We start from the raw sequence: 25,782 nt of genomic DNA on the forward strand, positions 1-25,782 counted from the left end.
ATATAGCTGACCAAAGGCCAATAGAAAAGGCATTGGTGGATGAGCCCCAATGCCTTTTATAGAGATGCTAGAAATGCAAAACCTGATGTATTATGTCTAGTCTGTGCTCAGACTCCTGACCGGATTCATCAGGGCACTTTTAAGTACTTGGATACCTACCACCATACCGGTCAGTACAGCCAGTACTAAGCCAACCTGTAGAAAGGGTGGCCAGCTCACCTGTATACGGTAGGCATAGTCGGCCAGCCAGTCGGACAAGAGCCAGTAGGCCAGGGGCCAGGCCACTCCATTGGCAATAATCATGATCCAGACGTACTCCCGAAGGAACAGGGTGACGATAGAGGAGACCGAAGCCCCCAGTACCTTCCGGATACCTACCTCCTTGGTTCGACGGGCCACGCTTAAGGATACCATACCTACCACACCCAGCAGTACGATCAGCAGGGCCAGCCCGGTAGCCAGGTAAGTGGCTTTTTCCAGCTGGAGTTCGGTCTGGTATAGTTTCTGGAGGGTTTGGTCCATGAAGGCATAGTCGAACGGAGCATCGGGAAATAGTTGGTGCCATTTCTGCTCGATGGCCGCCATAGTTTGTCTGGTACTACCGTACCGGGTACTACCATACCGGGTAGAACTGGGTGCCAGTCTAAACGAATAGAAGCGGTAAAAAGGCCGGAGCTGGACGTGGGAAATAACCAGTGGGCGGATGGTCTGGTGCATAGAGCCGGTATGGAAGTCCCGCACGATGCCCTTGATCCGAAAGGTAGAAGGGCTACCCATAAACCGTACCGCCTGACCTTCGGCCGCCTCAGGCGTGGGGAAGCCAAGGGCTTTGGTAGCGGTCTCATTAAGTACTATACTGGTAGAGTCCAGAGCCACTTGTCCGTAGTTGAAATAAGTACCCGCCCGCATGGCGATCTGATACGTCTGAGCGTAGTGCTCGTCGGTAGTCATGATCAGGGCACTGACGGTCTGCGTAGAATCCCGGCCTTCCGGGTAAATACTGGCACTATTGCCTACATTCCCATTTGGAATCTCAAAAGATAAGCTCGCAGACTGTACTCCGGGTAAGTTGGCAAACTGTTCCCGGGCGGCCTGCATCCGGGTTACGCCTTCGGGTGACCAGTTGCGGGGTAAGGAGGATACTGTTACGACAGCTTCCTTTCGGTAACCCAGATCCGTATTGAAGAAGTAGGCGATCTGGCGGGATACCACGATGGCGGCTACAAATACCACAATGGCAATAGTGTACTGTATCGTCACCAGGGCCCGCCTCAGGATAACACCAGCCGCTAATTTTCCTTCGCGTACAGCATTCCCTTTACTTTTCAGTGAATCTACCGAAGAGTAGGCAGATAAGTACAGGGCCGGATAGCCCCCTGCCAATCCACCGATAAGTAGTATGAGCAGTACCAGTAGCCAGCTGTAGCGCCAGGGTATATCTGCAACCGACAGGAGCGTCTTACCAACCACTTCGCCAAATAGGGGACGGAACAGAAAATAAAGACCAATGGATAGGACGGCGGCAATCAGCGTCAGTACCAGGGCCTCCGTAAGAAACTGTGCCGTAAGCTGCCAACGTAATCCCCCGAGCGCCTTCCGGACGCCTATTTCACGTAAGCGGGTGGTAGAGGTACCAATGGAGATATTGACAAAATTGACAATCGCCATCAGCAGGATAAACAGCCCCACCGCCGTCAGCGTAACGATCATCTTCCGGATCAGCCCGTTGTTGCTTTCGAGGTAGTACTCCGTAAGGGGCGTGACGTACACCGTCAGGTTCTTCTGAATTTCAGCGGGAGCATTTTTTTGGATTAACTGAGCCAGTGGCTGATCCAGATCCTGCGGACTCACCCCCGGCTGCAATTCGATGTAGTTGACGATGTACGGGTTGAGCCAGGAGTCCATAGAGGCGCCAAAATGGGGGAGAGCTCCCGTACCCATGAATACCTCGTTGTCTTCCGGGAGTAGTTGCGACACCGAGTTGGGAGGGAGTGGCTTCAGAACTCCCGTTACCATAAACTCCCGCTTCCCCGCCTGCGGCGTCTCTACCGTCAGCGATTCATTAAGTACGTCGGTTCTGCCAAAGAATTTCTGAGCCTTGGCCGCGGTGATGACTATAGCATTGGGGCCGGTCAGGGCGGTGTGTGGGTTGCCGTGCAGAAGGTCAAACCCGTACATGGTCAGCAGGGTAGAGTCACCGATCTGAATGGATTCGCGAAAGTGTTTAGTGCTTTTTGAAATGGTAGCATTGACACCATGAAACCGGTAGTAGCTAGCCACCAGGCTGGGGTACTGCTCTTTCAGCGCCGGACCCATGGGTGCCAGGGCTGTTATGTCCATCCCCATGTTCTCCTGCTTCCAGCGGCTTTGTACCAGGTACTGCTGGCCGGCATTGCGCAGCTGGCGGTTCATCTGGAACTCCCCCCAGATATAGCTGCCAATGAGCAGGAAGAAAGTAATGCCGACGGCCAGGCCGCTTATGTTCAGCAGGGAGTAGAACTTACGGCGCATCAAATTGCGCCAGGCGATTTTGAAGTAGTTTTTTATCATGGCTGGTTTAGCTATTAGCTATTAGCTATTAGCTGTTAGCTGTTAGCGATTAGTAATTAGCTTTTTAAGGTTGTAGAAACGCAAGCGTCTATTTCTGTAAGTCAGGCACTTCCACCTATTATACATTATTAATTCTCAATTAAGCATTACTCATTCCGAGCGCAGCGAGCGCACCGGATTCATGAGGGCGGCCTGGATGCTTTGGTAGCTTAGGGATAAGAGGCCTATACCTACTGCCATGACTCCGGCCACTACGAATACCCACCACTCAATAGCTATCTTATAGGCAAAGTCCTGCAGCCAGAGGTGCATGATGTACCAGGCGAAGGGCGAGGCCAGTACGATGGCAATGAGTATCAGCCAGACAAAGTCCCGCGAAAGCAGCGCTACGATACTACTCACCGAGGCTCCCAATACCTTCCGGATACCTATTTCCCTGGTTCGTTGTACCACTACCTGCGATACCAGCCCGTAAAGCCCGAGGCAACAGATCAGAATAGCCAGCACCGTAAATGTGTTGATGAAGCGGGAGATGAGGGTTTCGGTTTCGTAGAATCTGGCTACCTGCTCATCCAGGAACTGGTATTCGAATACTTCATCGGGATACAGTTGCTGCCACACCTGGCGTATATGGCTCAGTGTTCCGGCCGGATCTTGTCCAGTGATACGAATACCGGCTCGTTCGTACCAGTCGGCCTGGCTGGCGATGAAGCAGGGACCAATCTCTTCCCGCAGCGATTTCTGATGAAAATCTTTGACTACTCCCACGATAGGAAGGGGCTCTGCCGAGAGGTAGTACTGTAGCTTCTTACCCAGGATCTCTTTTGGATCCTGATAGCCCAGCTTATGAAGCAGGGTTTCGTTGATCAGGTACTCCCGGATGGTATCGCTGAGAGTAATATTGCGGCCGGCCAGTAGCTTCAGGTCATAGGTGGCTAGGTAATTGGCATCGGCCAGGCGGTCACGTATCGGGAAGGGGGCCCACTCAGCGCTGCCGTTAAACTTGAAGGACCCCCCGAATAGCTGCTCACTAGAAGGTGGCCGGTGACTAAAACTGACCGACTGAATGTCTGACCGTTGCAGGAGTTGTTGCCGGAGTGCTTCGCGGTTGCCTTTTTGTTGACCAGGCATCGTCACTACCACCACGTTATCCTTTCGGAATCCCAAGTCGGCGTTTTGGATGTACCTGATCTGATGAGCCACTACCAGCGAGCCCAGGATAAGTACATGACAAACCGCAAACTGACCAACGACCAGTACACTCCGCACCGTAGTACTGCTACCCGATGCCGTGGGTAGCTGGCCCCGCAGAATAGACCAGGGGGAGAAGCCCGACAATATCATAGCCGGATACCCACCGGCCAGCACCGTGACTATACCTAGCAGTAAGCTTATAAATAAGATCAAATTCCAGTCAATCCGTAAAGATAGCTCTGCCTGCGCCCAGTTATTGAATACCGGCAGGGTCACCAGGACCAGTAGCAGGGCTAATATCGTAGAAAGTAGGATAATGATCGCTGATTCGAGCAGGAACTGCCCAACCAGCTGACGGCGTGTACTACCGAGCGATTTACGGATGCCTACTTCCTTGCTACGGCGTACTGCCTTTACGAGGGTCAGGTTAATGAAGTTGATGCAGCCGGCAAGTATTAGCAGCAGTCCTACTCCCCCCAATGACCACAGCAGGGCCGGGCGTATGGTATCGCTGCTACGCTGTATATCGTAGTGGATGTCCCGCAGGGGCTGAGCGCCGAACCGGAATACCGACGCGTCGGTCCCGTAGTGCTTCTTTGAAAGGGCCGGAAAGGACGCTTGAAGTCCGGCAACGTCATTGGGTGATCTGAGGGTGACGTAGAGCCGGTTGGTACTATTGAGGAAGTACCAGTCTGATACGTTGAAGTCTGGATTTAGATTCTTGAGTGTAGCCATGGAGATAAAGAGTCCCACTTCTGTATCGGTCATGGGAGGAGGATCAGCTACCAGGCCGGTTACAGTTACTTCTACCTTGTTGTTAAGGGTCAGTACCTGTCCAATAGGATCAGAATCTCCGAAGTACTTCCGGGCCTGTGACTGGGTCAGCACTGCCGTATTGGGAGCACGCAGGGCTGTTTGGGGCTGTCCGTGCAGCCACTCGTAATCCAGTATCTCAAACCATTCGGGCTCTACCAGCGCAGTACCTTTGTACTCACGGAAACGCAGCGGCTCCGAACGTCCTGCCCGGTTTGCCGCGATAGTCAGTTCGCGGTTCATCATCAGAAATGCCGCCTGCTCTACCTGAGGGTACTCCGTACGAAGTACCTGGGCCAGCGGAAGCGGAGCCTCGGGATTGTACTCGACGGAGCCATCTTCCAGGTACAGATCCGTATTGATCCGGTAAATACGATCCAGCTTTTGGTGGTGCCGGTCAGTACTGAGGTGATGCCTTAAAAACAGGAAGATCAGGAGTCCGGCAGCCATACCTACCGAAAGACCAATTGTGGTAAGGGCGGTATAGCTGCGATGGGCCAGCAGGCTGCGCCAGGCTATTTTGAGGTAGTTCCGGAACATAGAGTGTCTGTACATTGAATGGTGGTCCAATGTACAGACTATATTGATACGCAGGCTGTTAAAAAAAGTTAAGCTTGTGTATTGGCCTCAGGTGGAAGTATTTCGGACTTATAAAGTAAGCTAGCTGCCGGTGAGCTAAGTGGATTTAGGAGAGAGGTAGTATACCAGAAATCATTGGTTGGAGCGAATCCTGAACCGGAGCAATGACCACAGTACCAGGTACGATACGCTAATCAGCAAACCAAACTCAAGGCTTAGGAGAATAGCCGTCCGGTCAGTAAGTCCCATCAGCACGGCCTCAAATAGTTTAGATGGATTGTGCAGGATATCCCAGCTGTTCCAGCGCCCCATACGCCCTAGAAAGATGCCAAACCCGACCATAGGAATGCTCGTTGCAAACATGGCAATCGCTACAAAGCGCGGATAGGTCCGGTGCCAGGTCCGGTGTATCCAGTACAATGAAACCAACCCATTGATCATACTGACCTGGGCGTAGTAAAAGAGCATGATTACATCATGCCAGGTGAGGTCGCTTCCCCAATCAACCGAAAGATGTACCAGGTCAGTGATCATGTACGGAGCGTTAGGAAAGAATAAGAGCCAAACTATACTCAGAATGGTTATTGTCACAGGCAACTTACCGAAACGACTGCTGAGTAAATCTGCGATGAAAGCCGTAACAAGTGGTACCCAGCTCAGAAACAGGTTCCAGTCCAGTGAGAAGTCGATAGGAGCGCTGAACTGTATCCTGATCAGGTGAAACGCCAGAGCTGCCATGCTTAGTACCAGCAGGAGCAGCAGGGGGTACAGACCAGCCAGGGTGATGATAGGAGGGTCGGAGATAAATACCCGATATCCGAATCTGTTGAGTTTTAGTATAAGGTATTTCAACTGCCTACGGATTTATATGTTGGAACATACAAAGCTATTAAACGTACTAAAAACCTGTACAGGTTTACCAGTCAGGTTAATTATATGTTATTTTATATAAGTTGTTCTTATAGTACCCTGAAGCGCCAGCAGCCGTCCAAACCCGAAGAGCTTGCTGATGAGCATAGTAGTTTAAGGGGTGCAGAGTACTACGAGTGTTAAAAACAAAAGCGGATATCCCAAGGCAGAGATACCCGCTTCCAGTTATTTGTAAAGAGTCTTTTTAGGGTACTGCTAGGAATTAGTATCCTGAACTGAAGCAGTATTCTGCCCCTGGCCATCAGCTGGCTTCTTGGATTTCTTCCGCGGGTACTTACGTTTCCTTGGCTTGTCAGTCTTAGGTGTCTCTCCCTCTACGGCTACACTCTGCGGAGCAACTGCCGGAGTTCCCGCGGCTTTTTCTCTGGGCGGGCGGGGGGAGCTACCAGGCCGGGAGGAAGTATTTTTGGCCCCATTCGACGGTTTTTTCCGGTTCTGGCCCGGTTTGGTACCTTTAGAACGACGAGGTTCATAAGCCGGAGCCTCACCCAGCCCCAGGTCCTGCGTAACAGATAGTTTCTCCACTTCGCGCTCCAGCAGTCTCTCAATGCGCTGTACGTAGTGCTGATCCTGGTCCGTAATGAAGGTGATGGCCGTTCCGGTAGTAGCAGCCCGGGCGGTACGACCTATCCGGTGGATATAATCTTCCGGATCGCGGGGTACATCAAAGTTTACTACGTGGCTAAGGTTATCGATATCAATACCCCGTGAGAGTACGTCGGTAGCTACCAGTATCGGGAATTTACGGTTCTTGAAGTCCCGGAGTACGGCCTCCCGCTCCGCCTGCTCTGAGTCAGACGAAATACCTCTGGCTTCAAACTTCAACCTTTTGAGGGCACGTACAATGGTGTCGACCGAAGACTTACGCGACGTAAAAAGTACCATGCTGGGGTTATCGGCTTTTTTGAGCAGATGCGATAGCAGGGGCAGCTTTTGCTGTTCATACGCCATATAAAACTGCTGGTCAATCCCTTCCGCCGGCTTTGATACCGCCAGCCGGATCTCTTCCGGATTTTGCAGAATGCGCTTGGCCAGTTCCCCGATCTTGGGAGGCATGGTAGCCGAAAACATCAGGGTCTGGCGCTTTTCCGGCAGGAAGCTCAGGATCTTCATGATGTCACCCAGGAAGCCCATATCAAGCATACGATCGGCCTCATCCAGGATCAGGTGCCGTATTTTATTGAACTTAACGTAGCCCAGCTGAAGGTGCGCGATCAGACGGCCGGGTGTCGTGATGATTATATCAGCCCCCTGCGTGAGGGCTTTTTTCTGCTGGTCCCACTCAGGGCCTTTGTTGCCCCCGTAGATAGCGATACTGGTAGCGCCTACAAAATACCCCAGACCCTGTACCTGCTCATCAATCTGTTGAGCCAGCTCGCGGGTCGGAACCAGTATAAGCGTACTTATATGCTCCTGAGGATTTTGGGCAATTTCGTTCAGTATCGGAATCAGATAGGCAGCCGTTTTGCCTGTGCCCGTCTGAGCACAGGCAATTAGGTCTTTGCCTTGGAGGATGCGTGGAATAGCAAGTTCCTGAATGGGGGTTGCCTGCTTAAAACTCATGGAGTCCACGGCGGTAATAAGATCGTCGTGGAGATCTAAATCTTGAAAATGCAAAGTTCAGCTTTTTAAAATACTACATGGCTGACCTTGTTTTCTCTCTGGTCAGCAAACCGCTTGATTTTTACAAATATACATAAATTTTCTAAGAAAATAAAAAAGGATAAAATAGTACTTTTTTGCTCTCCGAAATGATGAAGAGCTAGCAATTAGTGGTGCATGATAAAGTTGCCACTTGATAAAAACACGGGAGTAGATTCGTAACTATTGTAAATCGAAACTACTTTGGAATTAGTACTATCCTTACATCCAATTCACAACTATATGCCTTTCTATAAAGACCTGGTACTGGCCAGCAAGGTAGAGACTGAGCTGGACCGTTTGAAGAAGTCAGACCGCATCCGAATCGTCAAGGGGTTACTCCGGTTGAGGGCTGGCTTGTCGGACTCCATCCCTCAGCGTACCCAGACCGAGAGCCTGCTTCTGGCCAGCTGGAATATCCGCGAACTGGCACCTACCAATAAAGGAGGAAAACGAACCATGGATTCGTACTTCTTTATCGCCGAGATTATCAGCTACTTTGATCTGGTGGCGGTGCAGGAGGTACGTGATGACCTGGCTGCCCTTCAGCAGGTGATGCGTATCCTGGGAAGCGACTGGCAATGTGTATTTACGGACGTGTCGGCCTTTGCCAATGGAGGCAATCAGGAACGGATGGCTTTTATATTTGACACCCGAAAAGTCCGGCTAAGTGGCCTGACGGGTGAAATAGTACTCCCGCCCAAACTGGAGCAGCGGCAGTTTGCCCGCACACCCTTCATGTGTGGTTTCAAAGCCGGCTGGACCGACTTCGTACTGGCTACAGTACATATCTACTACGGCCAGAGTACCCCTGATGACCCGCGACGCCTGCAGGAGATCACGGATGTGGCTAATTTTATCCGGGACCGGAGCGAAGAAAAATGTGCCCACACCCGCAACTGGATCATACTGGGCGATTTTAACATTTTCGCCAGAACTGACGCTACCATGAAGGCCATTGAGAAGGCAGGATTTAAAGTACCGGATGCCCTGGCCAAGAACAACCTGACTGGCAGCAACGTCAAGAAAGACAAGTTCTACGACCAGATCGCCTTCAAGGTAGATGCGGAGGAGTTCAGAGCTAAAGACCGGGCCGGTATATTTGACTTCTTTGAGTATGTATTCAGGAAAGAAGAGGAGGAGCTTTATGCATCGCTCATGCCTGCCAACGCTTCTTACGCTACCTGGCGTACCTTCCAGATGTCGGATCACCTGCCCATGTGGGTTGAAATCAAGATTGACTACTCTTCTGAATACCTGGAAAAGAAGCTGAAAGTACTGGAAGAGGGAGCCTAATCCAATAAACCGGATATATGGCATAGGTTTTTATGGGTAAGAAGTTAATCACAGTTCTTTCAACCTCTGAAAAAATTCATTCACTATGTCCCGTAATCATACTGATTCAGACAACTCCCTGGGCCAGACTCTGGGGTGGGTAGCCCTGGGAGCCACGGCTCTGCTGACCGTAAAAGCCATTTACAACCAATTTACCAGGTACGATCTTTTCGGGAAGGTGGTACTGATCACGGGGGGCTCACGGGGGCTGGGACTGCTTATGGCCCGGCAACTGGCCGCCAAAGGGGCGCGACTGGCTATTTGCTCCCGCACTACCGAACAGGTCGAGCGGGCCCGTCAGGAACTGGAAGAGAAAGGTGCCCAGGTACTTGCCCTGACCGTTGATGTGACCCGGCAGGAGGAGGTACAAACTTTGGTTCAGCGGGTTATCAGCCACTATGGTCAGCTGGACGTACTTATCAATAGCGCCGGTATTATCATTGGCGGCCCGCAGGATACCATGGGAGTTGAGGAGTATGACTTCGCCATGAAGACCCACTTCTGGGCTACCCTCTATACTACACTGGCTGTGGTACCCCATTTTAAGGAACGCGGCGGAGGCCGCATAGTGAACATAACCTCCATCGGTGGGAAGATATCCGTTCCACACCTGTTGCCTTATTCGGCCAGTAAGTTTGCACAGGTGGGGCTGTCGGAAGGGATGCATAATGAGCTTAAGAAATATAATATCATAGTCACTACCGTAGTACCACACCTGATGCGTACGGGTAGTCCGCGCAATGCCTACATCAAGGGCAACCACGAGGTGGAATACGCCCTGTTCAAATTCCTTGATTCTTCTCCCCTGTTCTCGCAGGATGCTGAACTCTCAGCCCGTACCATCATCAAAGCCCTGGAACACGGTGAGCCTGAGGTAATCCTGACGCTTACGGCACGGGTGGTTACGTTCCTGCAGGGGCTGGCGCCCGGATGGCTGAATGCGGCAATGGGACTGGCCAACCAGTTTTTGCCCGACAATGTAGAGGGAGGAGACCGCACCAGGCGAGGGTACGAAAGCGAGACCGAGGCATCCAAGGGCTCCGTCAATAAGCTGACAGACCAGGCGGCGCTGGAGAATAATGAGCTATAACAACTGGCACGTAATTTTTAGTAGGAATTAAATACAGAAGTTGCTCCTCCTGATCCTTTCATTTTAGACTACCTCTTTAACTCACCGAATGGGGTAGGGCTGTTTCATTGCATTGGAGTGCAACCGATTGACTTGCAAAGTCGGGTAAAAACATTCATACATCGTGAGCAAACCATACGTTATTTCAAAAAAGGCTGATACCTTTTTTTACGGTATTTATGATGCAATTCTTTTTATCGGACGCTTCTTTAAGGAAGCAGTCCAGCCTCCATATGAGTTTCACGAAATAGTCAGGCAATGCTATGAGGTGGGGTACCGTTCGCTGCCCCTCATTAGCCTGACGGGCTTTATTACCGGAATAGTATTTACCAAGCAGTCGCGGCCTTCGCTGGTCGAGTTTGGGGCTGCTTCCTGGCTACCGTCGCTGGTAGCCATTGCCATAGTACGTGCCCTGGCTCCCCTGATCACCGCCCTGATCAGTGCGGGTAGGGTAGGGTCCAGTATCGGTGCCGAGCTGGGTTCCATGCGGGTTACCGAGCAGATCGATGCCATGGAGGTTTCGGCGGTTAACCCCTTCAAGTTTCTGGTGGTGAGCCGGGTGCTGGCTACCACTATCACTATCCCGATCCTGATGCTCTATTGTGCTCTGGTAGCTATGCTGGGGGCCTTTCTGAACGTATCCCAAAACGAGGAAACCAACTTTGTGGCCTTCTGGGAGAGCGCCTTTGATCAGATCACCTTCCTGGATGTATGGGCCTCCGTTATCAAAGCCATCGTATTTGGATTTACCATCGGTATCATCGGCTGCTATAAAGGGTACTACGCCAGCAAGGGAACCGAAGGTGTGGGCAAAGCGGCCAACTCATCGGTGGTACTTTCCATGTTCCTGATATTCATTGAAGAAGTAATAATAGTACAGATTGCCAACTCTATCCGAGGGTACTAGATCATTAACCGTATGCAAAAGGATAAATCATATATAGATACCAGTAAGGCCGTCATTAATATCCGTGATTTATACAAGTCATTCGGTGACCTGCACGTACTGCGTGGTGTGGACCTGGATGTGTATAAAGGAGAAAACGTAGTGGTATTGGGGCGATCGGGAACGGGTAAGTCGGTATTGATAAAGATTATCTCCGGGCTGCTTATGCCGGATAAAGGCAAGGTAAATGTGCTGGGGAAGGATATAGATAAACTAGATCATAAAGAACTGATGGCGCTGCGTCTGAAAATCGGGTTCTCTTTTCAGAACAGTGCCCTCTACGATAGTATGACCATCAGAGAAAACCTTGAGTTTCCGCTCGTCCGGCATGTTAAAAATCTGAGCCGGGGTGAGGTAAACAAGGAGGTGGAGTCCGTACTTGATTCCGTTGGGCTATCGCAGACCATCAATCAGATGCCCTCAGAACTTTCGGGCGGTCAGAAAAAACGAATAGGCATAGCCCGTACCCTGATTCTGAAACCCGAGATCATGCTCTATGATGAGCCCACGGCTGGTCTGGACCCTATTACTTCTATTGAAATTAATGAACTCATCAACGAAGTACAGGATCGGTATCATACTAGTTCTATTATCATCACCCACGACCTGACCTGTGCAAAAATAACCGGAGACCGTATAGCCATGCTATTTGACGGGCAATTCCTCCGGGTAGGTACTTTCGAAGAGGTGTTTGACACAGACGAAGAAAGAGTCAGAAGTTTTTACGACTATAACTTTACAGAATAATATATATGGAAGCCAATAAAAACAGACGTGCAGTAAAAGTAGGACTTTTCATTTTTTTAGGTCTGGTAGTACTGGTGGTAGGGGTACTTGCCATCGGAAGTATCAGAAAAGCTTTTGGACGGAAAGTAACTGCCGTTGCCATATTCGAAGATGTAGAAGGCCTGCAGGCGGGAAATAACGTGTGGTTTTCGGGGGTAAAAATAGGTACTGTCCAGAAAATCAGGTTCTATGGTAAGTCACAGGTAGAAGTGACCATGAACATCGAAGAAAAGTCGCAGGAGTTTATACGCCAGGATGCCAAGGCCAAAATAAGCACAGACGGACTGATCGGAAATAAAATTGTGGTGCTGTATGGAGGCACTCCTAGCGTACCGCCTATCGAGGATGGGGCCCGACTGGCCGTTGAACAGGCCGAAGGTACGGAGCAGATGATGAAAACCCTGCAGGAGAACAACCGGAATATTCTGGCTATCACCAGTGACTTCAAAGCCATTAGTGCTCGCATCCGCGAGGGAGAAGGTAGCGTAGGTAAGCTCTTAAACGATGAGTCACTGTACCGTGACCTGGAGGCGACTATGGCGCGCTTGCAGCGCACGGCCGATAATGCTCAGACTATGTCGGCTTCGTTGGCTCGTTTTACCTCTAAGCTTAACCAGCGGGGTAATTTTGCTAATGACCTGGTGACCGATACGACCATGATGCCTGACCTACGGGTAGCGATGGATCAGGCCCGCGCAACCATTACGCAGCTCAACGAAACAGCTTCTACGGCCGATGCCATGGTCAATAACCTGAAACAAACTACTGAAAGAATCCAGACCGACACAGACAGTCCGGTAGGGGTACTGCTCAATGACCGACAGGCTGCTGCCGATCTGAGAAGTACATTGGATAATCTGAATAGCGGTACAGAGCGACTCGATGGCACTCTCGAAGCACTGCAGAGCAGCTTCCTGTTCCGTACGTTCTTCCGCAATAAGGCCAAGCAGCAGGAGCGTGATGAAAGACAGGCACGTAGAGAAAATGTAACCATAAAAAAAGGAGTTGAGGCGGATACTGCCAAAACTCCCGTACGGGTGGAGCTAATCTATAAGTAGCTCACCTCTATGCTTTGAGTTGTTTCTATCAGGTTTTTCTCTTTTTCTTGCGGGCCGACGGAAACAGCACGTTGTTGAGGATAAGGCGGTAGCCGGGTGAGTGGGGGTACAGGTTCAGGTCGGTGGTCATGCGGTGACCGCCGCGGCGACCTTCGGGGTCGTGGCCTCCATAAAAGGTCCATTGGCCCCGCCCCAGTTCGCCGTACAGGTACCGGTCCGACGACTTGCTCTGACCCATGACCAGTACATTAGGTTTGACGGTTTTCTTATTGAAGGCGGTAGTTTGGCCCATAAACTCCCGGACAAAACTCTCGTGGTTCTGCACCAGCATACTGGGGATGATGTCCCACTTGGCCGAGAAGTCAAACAGCGAAAAGAACTCTTCGGTCTGGCCGTACCCGTAGCCACTGGCTGAGGAGTTGATATCCGAGAAAGCCATACCGCCGTATCCTTCTTCGTAGTCAAGTGTAAAGTTGCCAAAGGCGATGGTTTTGTTGTAGTCCAGCTTCGACTGGGCATTAGACTCTATACCATCCCCGTCAAACTGGCTGTCTACAATATCAACTCCTTCGGCGGCGAGCGCTATATCAAAGGTTTCGGCGGCTGAGCACATCGCAAACAGGTAGCCTCCTCCGGCGCAGAAGTCCCGGATGGTTTTGGCCACGGCCAGCTTCATGTGTGATACCTTGCTGTAGCCGTGCTTCTTGGCAATATCTTCCTGGGCTTTAATGTCCTCGGGCGACATCCGCCGGAGGTTGCGGCCGTACTGTCCCGTAAAATCCTCGTGGTGAAGGTGCAGCCAGTCATATTTGAGCAGATCGCCACGAAGTACTTCGTCGTCGTATACCACCTCAAACGGGATCTCGGCATACTTGAGTACCATCAGTACTGCATCATTCGATTCAAAGGTAGCAGGACCGACCTTGATTGGTGAGTACACTACTATGCGCGGTGCCTTCTGGAGCTTGACTACATTCATATTCACCTCCGGCGCAGAGATCTGCTCCAGAATAGTGTTGGCACTCGCATCGGATATGACCTCATACGATACGCCCCGGACACGGCATTCTTTTTCGGCCGTGGACGTGTACTTAATCATAAAGCTTCCCCCACGGTAGTTAAGAAGCCAGTCCACATCCAGGTCCTGTTTCAGAATGGAGAAAGCAATTCCGTAAGCTTTGAGGTGATTGGCCTGCTTGCCGTCCATCGGAATCAGGATGGAATTAGCATTGCTGGTTACAGACAGTAAGGCCAGCAGGAGTGTAAAGTACATCTTTAACATAAGCCTATCCAGTTATGGCGTTGGCCATCGCGGCAACACCAGTTAGTATTCGTGTATACTTTGGATGAAAAAATCCTGACTCCTCGTTACTTCTTCCCGATTTCTTAAAGGCTATGCCATTGTAAAAGCAGCTGCATCCGGCTACCTATACTTTACAAGAGGCATGACTGGAGGGTAAAAAAGATAGCATAGTCTAGTATGCCACTCCATTTTATCAATCTAAAAAAGTTTATTAATAATTCAAACTACTGATGAAGAGGCGAATATGTTTTGGGTAAAGGAATTTATTAACAAATATGATGCAGTATGGAAGCCAGGGGAGTTCGATAGGCGGTAATATGGCTCATTCTGGCGTACTTCCCGGGTAGTATGGGTGATGAGCCATGTAGAATATACAAGCAGTAGGGGATAAAACAAATCGTGGTCTCCTGACTATCAGGAGACCACGATTTGTTTTGTATAGAGACTTGTTAGTAAAGCCGTTGTACGCCATTAAAGTACTCAAACGTTTTCTTGGCTCTTCTCCGGGAGGGGACAATTCTACTTTCATCTCTTAGAATAACAACCCCCGATTTAAGACATTTTTTTACATACAGTTCATTCACTGATTCATGTCGGTTGATCCTGACGAAGTTACCGTAGGGCTGCAGTGTCTCTTCAAGGTACTTGAGAGTGCGCGAAACGATAAATGACTTCCGGTCGGTAAAGAAGAGTTGGGTGTAGTTTCGTAAGGCTACCATTCGTACAATGGTATTAGGATTGACATGGGTGTGCGCTCCTACATGAACTGAAGGGACCTTTGGAGTGGAAACAGATGGATACAAGTGCATAGTGTGTATAGTAATGGTGTGAATATAGGTTGAAAAATTTAATATAACGATAAAATGGCATAATCATTGCTTATGTGAGTATGTAAAGCTATAGCAAATAAAGGTTGTAATAGAGAAGGAGTCAATACCCATTTATGGGTATACATTAATAATGTGTAAGTTATTGGCAATTAAATAATTATTTAAGGTGGTAGAAGTAAGCATTTGTTCGGCTGTAGTTATATAAACTATATTTAATATTAGAAAAGCACAAAGTTGAATTTTTGTAATTAAGCTATTTTTTAAAACTATAATCGAAAATTTTATATTTTCATTATCTAAATCCAGCCCTCTCTGATAGCAAGAGCTACTAATTCTGCGGTGGAGCGTGCCCCTGTCTTGATTAGCATATTTTTACGATGCCGGTCTACAGTTTCCTTAGAGATATTTAACTGAGTGGCTATATCCTTACTTTGACTACCTCCAATCATAGCCAATAAGACTTGTTTTTCGCGTTTACTTAGGATCTCACGTGAAGGAAGAAATACAGAAGTGATATCCTGGTTGATAAAGGAGGGCTCTCCTTCAAGACCGATAAAGGATAGTACTGGCTTGCTACTGTCTTTCAGGTGTGATATATCTGTGTGTATACACAGCACACGTAGCACTGCACCCTGATCGTCCGTTTGAATAGGTATTGTCTGCTGGAGAATCCTGATGTACTGACCTGATGACTTCCTGATCCTGTAATCGTATCTCACTTTATACTTCGGTACCTTATCCGCTGATAACCGGTTAAAAAAATCATTGATTGTATACTCAATATTCATGATGTGGGGTAGATCCTCTGGATGTATGATATCAAGTAGAAATTGAGTATCAACTATATCATGTTTATACCCCATGAGGGAAGATATGGTGCTACTGACAAACTCAATCTTAGAGTTGGTATAGTTGAAAATATAGAAATAGTAGTCTCCGACCTGAAAGAAATTTAGTAACTTTTGGTGAATTTCTAGCTCAGGATTCAAATCAGGAGCAGTTGATTCTCTTGATATTTTCTTCCATATTTTTTCTAACTCATCAAAATTTACCGTTTGCAGACTCATAAGCCTTAATGGTGTGATAGTGGGTGGATAGTATGGAAAGCCTCTATTACTCCTGCTTCTACATACCGTTTGATAAAAATATTCAAGTAAAATCAAATATAAGTGACTAGCTGTTCATATTTAATTTTATCATACCCTTGATTTTTGCGGCTCAATAATAGTCATCATAGAGGGCTGGCCAATCGTCTTTTTGTGGTGTATATTATGTTAGTGTGCTGATTATGAGTAATGTATAATTTTAAACGTGTTTTTAAATCAGTCGATTTACTTATAGCTTATTACTATCTCTAGCTGATTAGTGACCTTGCAACGGTAGGTAATAAATTGGCTTGCCTGTATATATTGCTGTTCAGCCGCAGGTAAGTTGAAAGAGTTGGCAGCTAAGCGCTTTGCTATTTTTTTATAATAGGATTTGGTGGTTCAGTTCCTATTGCTATTTTCTTGGATGCTATGCAGAGTATGGTAATTAATTTGCTATAACTACTCAATAACAATACGTTACTTGTGCTATTGCGATATAGAAATGCTGTTTTATACTATGTGACGGTGACATAAATCACTTCCATAAGTGAAGCTTAATTTATTACTAGCTAACTTCAGATTTGTAAAGATCTGCCGTTTAAATGCTTGCAACAATACTGAACAATCAGTATTTTGGTTTCCTCCTAATCAACTACCTATGTCAGTTACTATCTCCACCACCATTGATGTAGATTTATATAAGAAAATCTGGCAGTCTGATTTATTAATATCACAAGTGTCTGAGATAGAAGATTTATTTCAGGAAAATAAACTGCTGGATGAGGCCCTAACACTCAAGGGAACGGTCATGGCCATTATAGATGTAAGGACTTTTATGTACCCTTGTGTGTATGGTGATGTAATTCAGGTATGCGGATGGAGCAAACAATATCTGCTTGAGGAAGGAGTAGGATTTGTACTCAAACACATACCCCCAGCTGACAGCCGATGCCTGGAGAAAATGCAAAAGCTGATGAGTGAGTATGTGAAAAACCTGTCTGAGGCCGAGAGCAAGCTAGCCCGGGCTATTTTTGACTACCAGTTGGTACGATCTGATGGTAGTCATGGTCGTATGATACAGGATACTCTCTGCCTTAAACGCGATGAGCAGGGTAATATGCTGTATATGTTAGCAATGCTGTCTAATGCTACTCATATGAAACGGGACGGGAGGCAACATCTGCGGCTGAGCAATGGCAGGGAAGACTTAATTTATGAGGTCAATAATACTACCAGTGAGATACGTCAACTGGAAACCCTCAGTAGCCGCGAAATAGAAATTGCCAAGCTCATTGGGAGGAAGATGACCAGTGAAGAGATTGCAGAAAAATTGTTTTTAAGCCCTCATACCGTAAACACCCATCGACAAAATATGCTTAGGAAGCTGGATATGATGGATACGCTGGAGCTTATCAGCTTTTTATCTTTGTACCGGTTTATCTAATTTTTATTCGCTACTTCTTCTGAGTAACTATTTCTGATAGATAAGCAGAGCCAAAACAGGCTCTGCTTATCTTAGCTTATCACAAAAAAATACTCCCCGTTTCCAAAAAGCGTTCTATTTTTGTCTGGTTCCTCTGCGGTGCCTTACCAGCTCAGGATTTATCCATATAACCCAGCCATGACTGATCCTAACCTTCCCGACCAGCACGATCAGGACGGACTACCGCCTTTTGTCAAAACCTGGCCCCAGATGTATACACTGATCATAGGTGTACTGGTGCTTCAGATTGTGTTGTTCTATTTATTTATGAACCATTTTCAATGAGCTACCTCGACTGGATTGTACTTGTACTTACGCTTGCCACTATTGTCAGCTACGGAATCTACCGGAGCCGCGTTAACAAAAATATTGAATCTTACCTGCTGGCTGACCAGTCGCTCCCCTGGTACCATGTTACGCTTTCTCTGATGGCTACTCAGGCCAGTGCCGTTACGTTTCTGTCGGCACCCGGACAGGCCTATACCGACGGAATGCGGTTTGTTCAGTTCTACTTCGGGTTACCCATGGCGATGGTAGTACTTTGTATCACATTTGTGCCGCGCTTTCACCAGCTAAAAGTATTTACAGCGTATGAGTTTCTGGAGGGACGTTTTGACCTGCGCACGCGCGGGCTTACGGCCGGCCTGTTCCTGCTCCAGCGAGGTCTTTCTACGGGCCTATCCATCTATGCTCCGGCTATCATTCTGTCATCCATACTAGGATGGGATATCACGCTTACTAATATCATTTCGGGGGGGCTCGTACTCTTATATACCGTTACCGGTGGGGCCAAGGCGATCTCCCATACGCACCTGCTTCAGATGGGAATCGTGACGTTGGGCATGGTGATCGCGGGATTTACAGTAGTGAAGCTGCTGCCTGATGATGTGTCATTTACGGACGCCCTGCACGTAGCCGGAAAGATGGGAAAGACCAACGTCATTGACTTTACCTTTGACCTTAACAGCCGGTACAACGTGTGGTCCGGGATCATCGGGGGCTTCTTCCTGCAGTTGTCTTATTTCGGTACGGATCAGTCGCAGGTAGGCAGGTACCTGACAGGGAGCTCGATCGGGCAGAGCCGTCTGGGCTTAGCCATGAATGGCTTACTAAAGATACCCATGCAGTTTCTGATCCTGCTGGTGGGGGCGCTGGTGTTCGCATTTTACCAGTTTACCACTCCGCCACTGTTCTTTAATCAGGTACAGGTAGACCGGATACAAAAGACAGCGTACGCGGGAGAATACCAGCAACTGGAGACGCGGCATGAGGCTATTCAGACCGAAAAGTCAAAGCAGGTACTGGCGCTACACCAGGCCCTGGAGCGCGACGACCAACCAGCCATCGAAAGCTCCCGGACAATTTTAGGTAACCTGGAGGAGGATGTTCAGGGAGTACGAAAAGAAGCGCAGCAGCTGTTGGCGAAAGCCAATGGGGAGGATGTAAATGACGTCAACTACATCTTTTTAAGATTTGTGATCGAGTACTTACCCGTAGGGCTGGTAGGTCTGCTGATTGCCGTCATATTACTGGCCTCTATGGGATCAGTGGCCGCGGCTTATAATTCGCTGGCCTCTACTACCGTCGTAGATATTTACAAACGTATGATTCGGGATGGTGCCTCTGAGCAGCACTACGTAACCGTATCGCGCTGGGCTACTTTCGGGTGGGGTATATTCTGTATCGTAGTAGCCCAATACGCTAGCCGTTTGGGAAGCATGATCGAAGCAGTAAATGTTCTTGGGTCATTGTTTTATGGTGTAATACTGGGCGTGTTCCTGGTAGCTTTTTATTTCAAAAGTATTGGTAGCCGGGCGGTCTTCTGGGGGGCGTTGATTGGCGAAGTATTTGTCATCGCCAGTTACTGGATAGAGCTGACGGCTTTCCTGTGGCTAAACCTGATTGGCTGCGTACTGGTCATTGGATTTGCCTGGATTATTGAAAAAATATGGCCCCAAAAAGCCGTAACCACATTAACTAAGTAACTTCTGCTGGGGCAAAGGTAAATAGTTGGCAGCTAGTTACTTATCTCTTATTACTTCATCAAACTATCTACATAGAGGCAGCTGTCTTTACGGCTGCCTCTATGATTTTATCTACTGAAAATTGTATTAAAAAAACATGTTTCACGGGGGGATGTTTATTCATTCCATTTTTGAAACTATTCTTCTCAACAAACGCTTATTACTTAATTAGCCATATATGTGACCGATGGTTAATTAACTAAGTCTGGTTGTTTGGTCACAAATACTTTTGTTACTTCTTTTATTTGTTGTCTCAATGAGAGCATTAGTAATGCTTTTCTGGGGAGCGGCCCTTGCTTGTGCTCCCCTGGTAGTAAAGTCGCAGACGGCGACGGATTCTATTTCGCAGAGTGCTTCCCTTGAGGAATGTATAGAGTATGCACTAAGTCACCAACCTGCGGTAAAGCAGTTGCAGATTGATGAGCAGATTGTGTCCCGCACCGTCAAAAGCCGCCTGGCCGACTGGTACCCACAGCTCAATCTTACCTACAATATCCAGCACTACCTCAAACTTCCCGTCATCATACTACCTGATTTTGCGAATCCAGGTTCGGGAGCCCGTAGGGAAGTACAGTCAGGTGTTGCCAACACCTCTACGTTGGGCTTCGCGGTGAATCAATCCCTCTTTAACCGGGACCTGCTCCTGACCAACCGTACAGCACAGAGTGTATACCGGCAGGCCGCCCAGAACACCCTCCGTACCAAGATCGATGTGATTGTAGATGTAAGCAAGGCGTTCTACGACGTACTGCTGACTCAGCAGCAACTGGAAATTGTGGAAGCAGAGATCCTGCGGTCTGAGCGAAACCTGAGGGATGCCTACAATCAGTTTCAGGGAGGTATAGTGGATAAAACGGACTATAAGCGGGCTACCATAGCGCTGAACAACTCCAAAGCCCGGTACAAGCAGGCCGCCGAAGATCTAAACGCGAAAAAAGCCTATCTGAAAAGCGTGATGGGGTACCCGGCGGAGCGGCCCATCCATCTGGAACTGGATAATACCACTGTGCAGCGCGAAGCCCTGGTGGACACCAGCCGGAGCCTGACCTACGACAACCGGATCGAATATCAGCTGCTCCAGACACGGCGCAGCCTCCTGCAGTCGGAGCTTACCTATGAGCGGTGGAGCTACCTGCCTACGGTTTCGGCCTTTCTTAACTATAACAACGTATTCCAGAATCAGCAGTTTGGCGAACTATATAGCCGGGCTTTCCCGAATTCACTGTTTGGCTTGAGCATTGCTTACCCCATCTTTCAGGGCGGAAAGCGCATCCATAACATCAAGATTGCTGAACTACAGCTGAATCGGGTAGATTGGGAGTTTGCCGGTTTGCGCAATGCGCTCAATGCCGAGTATGAGCAGGCACTGGCCCGATACAAAGCCAACCTGACCTACTACCAGACCTTAAAAGAAAACGTTGACCTGGCCCGTGAGGTGTATGATGTCATACAGCTGCAGTACAAATCGGGGGTGAAGACGTACCTGGAGGTAATCATAGCACAGACCGATCTGCAGACGGCTGAGTTTAACTATACCAATGCGTTGTATCAGTTGATCAGTAGCCGGCTCGATATGGATAGAGCCCTGGGTACCATCCGACCCTAATCGATCATTTGCCAACATCTTAACCTTGATAGATTATAAATAGCTTTATACAATGAATAATATAGTGCGCCCAACCGTATTGGCTCTTGCCGCTTTTTCGGGTTTAATGGTATCCTGTGGTGAAAAAAAAGCTCAGCAACAGGCTCCTCCGCCTCCGGTACAGGTAGCAACCTACCAGGTACAGCGGGGTGAAGCTACCTACTATGATGAATACCCGGCTACGGTAGCTCCTTTAAAACTGGTAGAACTCAGAGCCATGGCCAGTGGCTACGTAACGGGTATCTACTTTGAGGATGGACAGCAGGTCAAAAAGGGCCAGCGCCTCTATCAGATTGATCAGCAACAGTACCAGGCGTCGGTGGATCAGGCCACGGCTCAGCTACGGGTGGCCGAAGCCAATGAGCGCCGGGCCCAGCGTGAAGCAGATCGCTACACAGCCCTGGACAAGCAGGAGGCCATAGCTAAGCAGGTACTGGACAATGCGCTGGCTGATCTCGAAACAGCACAGATGCAGGTGAGAGCAGCCCGGGCTGCCGTATCCCAATCCCGGACGGGCCTTAAGTACTCGGATATCCATGCTCCTTTTGCGGGTACTATTGGCATTTCACAGGTACGAATGGGTGCCCTGGTGACGCAGAACCAGACCCTCCTCAACACGCTTTCGACGGATAATCCGATGGCGGTGGATTTTGAGGTAAACCAGAAAGAGATCGTTCGTTTCACCTATCTTATGCAGCGTGGCAACGGCAAGGACTCGACTTTTACGCTGTCGATGCCGGATGGTAGCCTGTATAGCCAGACCGGTAAGATCGACCTGATCGACCGGGCTGTGAATCCGCAGACGGGTACAATCAAGGTACGTCTTGTTTTCCCTAATCCGGAAGGAATGCTCAAGGTAGGTATGACGGTGAATGTACGCGTGAAAAGCAATGGTAACGGACCTATGCTGCTCATCCCGAACAAGGCGGTAGTGGAGCAGATGGGAGAGTACTTCGTGTACGTAGTGCAGGGAGATAGTGTTGTACAGCAACTGGTACACCTGGGCAACCAGGTAGGAGCGAACATTGTGGTACGTGAAGGTATTGACGAAAATACGGTCATAGTAACCGAGGGAATCCAGAAGCTGAGAAACGGGGCTAAAGTAAGTACCTCGGCGCCCGTAGCCGGAAAATGAGTAGGAATAGGAGAGTAGTAGTGCCTCCTGTCAAATAGAGTGGAAAATAGGTTTTAAAGCTCGATTATGTTTGCGAATAAATTTATAAACAGGCCGATTCTGGCAATTGTAATCTCACTAGTGATCCTGCTGGTGGGGGTGTTGGCCATCATGAACCTGCCCATCAGCCAGTACCCGGATATCACACCTCCTACGCTTCAGGTATCAGGTATTTTTACCGGGGCGGATGCCTCTACGGTGGAGCAGACGGTGACTACTCCCATTGAAACGCAAATCAACGGTACGCCCGGCATGACCTACATGCAGAGCAACAGTACCAGCGACGGCCGTACCTCGGTCAGTGTGGTATTTGACGTAGGTACTGATGTGGACGTAGCCGCTATGGACGTGCAGAACCGCGTAAGCGTAGCCACTCCGCAGCTGCCCAGTGAGGTAACGCGTCTGGGGCTAACGGTACGGAAGCGTAGCCCGAGTATCCTGATGCTGGTGGCGATCTATTCGCCCAAGGGTACTCACAACGTCAATTTTATTAACAACTACGCCAATATCTACGTACGGGATGCCTTACTTCGGGTCAAAGGGGTAGGGGATATTTTCAGCCGGGCCGATGACTTCAGTATGCGGGTCTGGCTGCAGCCCGACAAGCTGGCGCAGCTGGGTCTGACTTCCAGCGAAGTACTGGCTGCCCTGCAGGAGCAAAACTTACAGGTAGCCGTAGGTTCGGTGGGCGCACCTCCTCAGAACTCGGTACAGGCTTTTGAATACACAGTATTTACCAACAGCCGCCTGAGTACCGTAGAAGAATTTGGAAATGTGATTGTACGTACCCGCCCCACCGACGGCTCCATCGTGTACCTTAAGGATGTGGCCCGGGTTGAGCTGGGTAAGTTCAGCTATGCTTCTTCCTCTTTTGTGGATGGTAAGGAAGCGGCCTACCTGCTGGTGTACGAAGCTCCGGGCAGCAACAGCCTCGAGACGGCTCAGGGAGTATATGAAGCCATGGAGCGGATCTCCAAGACCTTCCCCAACGACCTGGGGTACATAGTACCTTTTGAGTCGGTGTCAATTATTCAGGTATCCATTGATGAGGTAGTAAAAACGCTGATCGAAGCGCTGATACTTGTAATTATAGTAGTGTTCCTGTTTCTGCAGAGCTGGCGGGCTACGCTTATACCCCTGTTGGCTATTCCGGTTTCGATCGTAGGTACGTTTATCTTCTTTATACCACTGGGCTTTACCATCAATACCCTCACCATGTTTGGGTTTGTACTCGCCATTGGTATAGTGGTGGATGACGCCATTGTGGTGGTAGAGGCCGTACAGCATTATATTGATGAAGAGGGGCTATCCGCTAAGGAAGCTACCTACAAGGCCATGAAGGATATCTCGGGACCGGTTATTGCCATTGCCCTTATTCTGGCGGCGGTGTTTGTACCGGTAGGTTTTATACCCGGTATTGTGGGGCGTCTGTACCAGCAGTTTGCGATCACCATTGCTATTTCGGTACTAATCTCCGCCTTTGTAGCGCTTACGCTGACACCGGCTCTGTGTGCGATGTTGCTGAAGCCCATGAAGCTGGACCGCGAATCCAGAGGACTTAACCGCTTCTTTTACAAATTTAACGAATGGTTCCGTAGCGTTACCTCAAGGTACTCCGCTGGGGTACAGAAGTCCATCCGGAGGGCTCCGCTGGTGTTGGTAGGACTGGTGGTCATGTACGTGGGTACCGGGCTGCTGTTCAAAACCAAGCCAACGGGCTTTATACCCATGGAAGACGGCGGACGCTTGTTCATTACCTACGAACTTCCACAGGCAGCCTCTACGGGCCGAAGCCTCGAGACACTAACCAGCATCATGAAGATCCTGGACGAGACACCGGGTATCAATCACTATGCGGGTCTGGGTGGATTGAACGTAGTGACCTTTGCTTCCAAGTCCAACAGTGGTACCATCTTTACGCAGCTGACCCACTGGGATGAGCGCAAGGGAGATTCTCTGACTCTGGATAATATTGCCGCCGACCTGCGGAAGCGCTTTGCGGGTCTGAAAGAAGCTAATGTAGTTGTTATCACACCGCCAGCTATTCCGGGTCTGGGACGTACGGGTGGTTTTAGCTTTGTGCTGGAACAGCAGGAAAGCAATGACGACATCCAGGCCTTTGAAGGGGTGGTACAGAACTTCGTTGCCGCTGCTAACAAACGTCCGGAGATCAACGGTGCCTTCTCATTCTTTACCGCCAAGACTCCGAGCTACGAGCTAACGGTAGACCGTGCCCGGGCCAAACAGCTGGGGGTTTCTATCTCGGATGTGTACAGTACCATGCAGACCCTGCTGGGTAGCCGTTATGTCAATGACTTTACCCTTTACGGCCGTAACTTCCGGGTAGTAGCGCAGGCCGATACCAGTTTCCGCTCCAATATCCAGGAACTGGGCAACTACTATGTCCGCAACCAGGCCGGAGAGATGGTACCCATCAGTGCCATTGTGAGCCATAAGGTAGTGGAAAGCGCGCCGCTGATCTCGCACTACAACCTCTTCCGCTCAACGGAGATCAACGGTAACCCCGCCCCCGGCTACAGTAGTGGTGAAACCATACAGGCCCTGCGGGAGGTGGCCGACGAAGTACTACCCGTCGGGTATGGGTACGAGTTTTCGGGCTTGAGCCTTGAAGAAATCAACGCCGGTTCCAGCACGGTATACATTTTCGGGCTTTCTATCCTGTTTGTGTTCCTGTTCCTGGCAGCCTTGTACGAGAGCTGGTCGGTACCTTTTGCGGTACTGCTGGCCGTTCCGATCGGGGCGTTTGGCGCGATCCTGACGCTTACGTTCTTCCCGGCCATCAGTAATAACATCTACGCGCAGATCGGTCTGCTGACCCTGATTGGTCTGGCGGCAAAGAACGCCATCCTGATCGTGGAATTTGCCAAAGAGCGGGTCGACCACGGTGACTCGATCTGGGAGGGTACTCTGGAGGCGGTAAGGCTGCGTCTGCGTCCGATTATCATGACATCGCTGGCCTTTATCCTGGGGGTACTTCCGCTGGCGCTCTCAAGCGGAGCCGGTGCGGCTGCCCGTAATACCATCGGCTGGACGGTACTGGGAGGTATGCTGGCGGCTACGCTACTGGCGATCTTCATCGTACCCGTACTCTTCGCCCTGATCGCCAAGGTGGCTTACGGCCGCAAGAGCCTGCACGAAGCGGGACCTGTACCTGCCGGTGTCGAAGAAGAGGTAAAGCACGTGTAGAGACGATTTATAATTCAAAATAAGAAAGGCGAAGCTGTTGAAGCTTCGCCTTTCTCTGTAAATAATA

18 protein-coding genes are annotated in these 25,782 nt (G+C 49.4%); 11 read left to right on the plus strand and 7 right to left on the minus strand.

The annotated features are described in order from the left end of the window. Positions 1-96: 96 nt before the first annotated feature. The 4 genes from JTN23_RS10035 to JTN23_RS10050 form a co-directional block, all read right to left on the minus strand. A complete protein-coding gene (locus JTN23_RS10035) occupies positions 97-2,550 on the minus strand; it encodes an ABC transporter permease (RefSeq protein WP_247234471.1) in 2,454 nt (817 codons plus the stop codon). Between the two features lie 150 nt (positions 2,551-2,700). After that, the gene (locus JTN23_RS10040) at positions 2,701-5,112 is read right to left on the minus strand and encodes an ABC transporter permease (RefSeq protein ID WP_247234473.1); all 2,412 of its coding nucleotides are present in this window, start codon (positions 5,110-5,112) and stop codon (positions 2,701-2,703) included. 156 nt (positions 5,113-5,268) lie between these two features. Then, entirely contained in the window at positions 5,269-5,988 is a 720-nt protein-coding gene (locus tag JTN23_RS10045; protein ID WP_247234475.1) for a DUF1361 domain-containing protein, read from the minus strand. Positions 5,989-6,261: 273 nt separating this feature from the next. Continuing rightward, on the minus strand, positions 6,262-7,683 hold the full coding sequence (locus JTN23_RS10050; protein ID WP_409049443.1) for a DEAD/DEAH box helicase: 1,422 nt from the start codon (positions 7,681-7,683) through the stop codon (positions 6,262-6,264). A 267-nt stretch (positions 7,684-7,950) separates the two neighbouring features. Here JTN23_RS10050 and JTN23_RS10055 point away from each other — a divergent pair, with 267 nt between their 5' ends. The 5 genes from JTN23_RS10055 to JTN23_RS10075 all read left to right on the plus strand — a co-directional run bounded on the left by JTN23_RS10055 (position 7,951) and on the right by JTN23_RS10075 (position 12,961). Then, complete coding sequence (locus JTN23_RS10055) at positions 7,951-9,003, plus strand: endonuclease/exonuclease/phosphatase family protein (protein WP_247234477.1); 1,053 nt, start codon at positions 7,951-7,953, stop codon at positions 9,001-9,003. 85 nt (positions 9,004-9,088) lie between these two features. Next, positions 9,089-10,132 (plus strand): SDR family NAD(P)-dependent oxidoreductase, encoded by a 1,044-nt coding sequence (locus tag JTN23_RS10060; protein WP_247234479.1) that lies wholly within the window; start codon positions 9,089-9,091, stop codon positions 10,130-10,132. Between the two features lie 163 nt (positions 10,133-10,295). Further along, positions 10,296-11,078 carry an MlaE family ABC transporter permease gene (locus JTN23_RS10065; protein WP_247234481.1) on the plus strand — a complete coding sequence of 261 codons (783 nt, stop codon included), beginning with the start codon at positions 10,296-10,298 and terminating at the stop codon, positions 11,076-11,078. A 12-nt stretch (positions 11,079-11,090) separates the two neighbouring features. Further along, positions 11,091-11,864, plus strand: a complete 774-nt coding sequence (locus JTN23_RS10070) for an ABC transporter ATP-binding protein (protein ID WP_247234483.1) — start codon at positions 11,091-11,093, stop codon at positions 11,862-11,864. Between the two features lie 5 nt (positions 11,865-11,869). Continuing rightward, positions 11,870-12,961 (plus strand): MlaD family protein, encoded by a 1,092-nt coding sequence (locus JTN23_RS10075; protein WP_247234485.1) that lies wholly within the window; start codon positions 11,870-11,872, stop codon positions 12,959-12,961. 28 nt (positions 12,962-12,989) lie between these two features. Here the strand turns inward: JTN23_RS10075 and JTN23_RS10080 are convergent, their stop codons facing one another. The 3 genes from JTN23_RS10080 to JTN23_RS10090 all read right to left on the minus strand — a co-directional run bounded on the left by JTN23_RS10080 (position 12,990) and on the right by JTN23_RS10090 (position 16,161). Then, positions 12,990-14,243 (minus strand): asparagine synthetase B, encoded by a 1,254-nt coding sequence (locus tag JTN23_RS10080; protein ID WP_247234487.1) that lies wholly within the window; start codon positions 14,241-14,243, stop codon positions 12,990-12,992. A gap of 470 nt (positions 14,244-14,713) precedes the next feature. Continuing rightward, positions 14,714-15,073 carry a LytTR family DNA-binding domain-containing protein gene (locus JTN23_RS10085; RefSeq protein ID WP_262918495.1) on the minus strand — a complete coding sequence of 120 codons (360 nt, stop codon included), beginning with the start codon at positions 15,071-15,073 and terminating at the stop codon, positions 14,714-14,716. Positions 15,074-15,390: 317 nt separating this feature from the next. Continuing rightward, the gene (locus JTN23_RS10090; protein WP_247234491.1) at positions 15,391-16,161 is read right to left on the minus strand and encodes a LuxR C-terminal-related transcriptional regulator; all 771 of its coding nucleotides are present in this window, start codon (positions 16,159-16,161) and stop codon (positions 15,391-15,393) included. 679 nt (positions 16,162-16,840) lie between these two features. On the opposite strand from JTN23_RS10090, the gene JTN23_RS10095 reads away from it, so the two are divergent. The 6 genes from JTN23_RS10095 (at position 16,841) to JTN23_RS10120 (ending at position 25,715) form a co-directional block, all read left to right on the plus strand. Continuing rightward, complete coding sequence (locus JTN23_RS10095; RefSeq protein WP_247234494.1) at positions 16,841-17,626, plus strand: helix-turn-helix transcriptional regulator; 786 nt, start codon at positions 16,841-16,843, stop codon at positions 17,624-17,626. Between the two features lie 177 nt (positions 17,627-17,803). Next, complete coding sequence (locus tag JTN23_RS10100) at positions 17,804-17,950, plus strand: hypothetical protein (protein WP_247234495.1); 147 nt, start codon at positions 17,804-17,806, stop codon at positions 17,948-17,950. Next, on the plus strand, positions 17,947-19,650 hold the full coding sequence (locus tag JTN23_RS10105; RefSeq protein ID WP_247234497.1) for a sodium:solute symporter family protein: 1,704 nt from the start codon (positions 17,947-17,949) through the stop codon (positions 19,648-19,650). Before JTN23_RS10100 ends, JTN23_RS10105 begins: the two co-directional genes overlap by 4 nt. A 295-nt stretch (positions 19,651-19,945) precedes the next feature. Next, a complete protein-coding gene (locus tag JTN23_RS10110) occupies positions 19,946-21,295 on the plus strand; it encodes a TolC family protein (protein WP_247234499.1) in 1,350 nt (449 codons plus the stop codon). 52 nt (positions 21,296-21,347) lie between these two features. Next, positions 21,348-22,469, plus strand: coding sequence for an efflux RND transporter periplasmic adaptor subunit (locus tag JTN23_RS10115; protein ID WP_247234501.1), 1,122 nt, complete (start codon positions 21,348-21,350; stop codon positions 22,467-22,469). A gap of 66 nt (positions 22,470-22,535) precedes the next feature. Next, a complete protein-coding gene (locus tag JTN23_RS10120) occupies positions 22,536-25,715 on the plus strand; it encodes an efflux RND transporter permease subunit (RefSeq protein ID WP_247234503.1) in 3,180 nt (1,059 codons plus the stop codon). Positions 25,716-25,782: the final 67 nt, after the last annotated feature.

The sequence above is a fragment of the Telluribacter roseus genome, assembly GCF_017355915.2.
Taxonomy (GTDB): Bacteria; Bacteroidota; Bacteroidia; order Cytophagales; family Spirosomataceae; genus Telluribacter.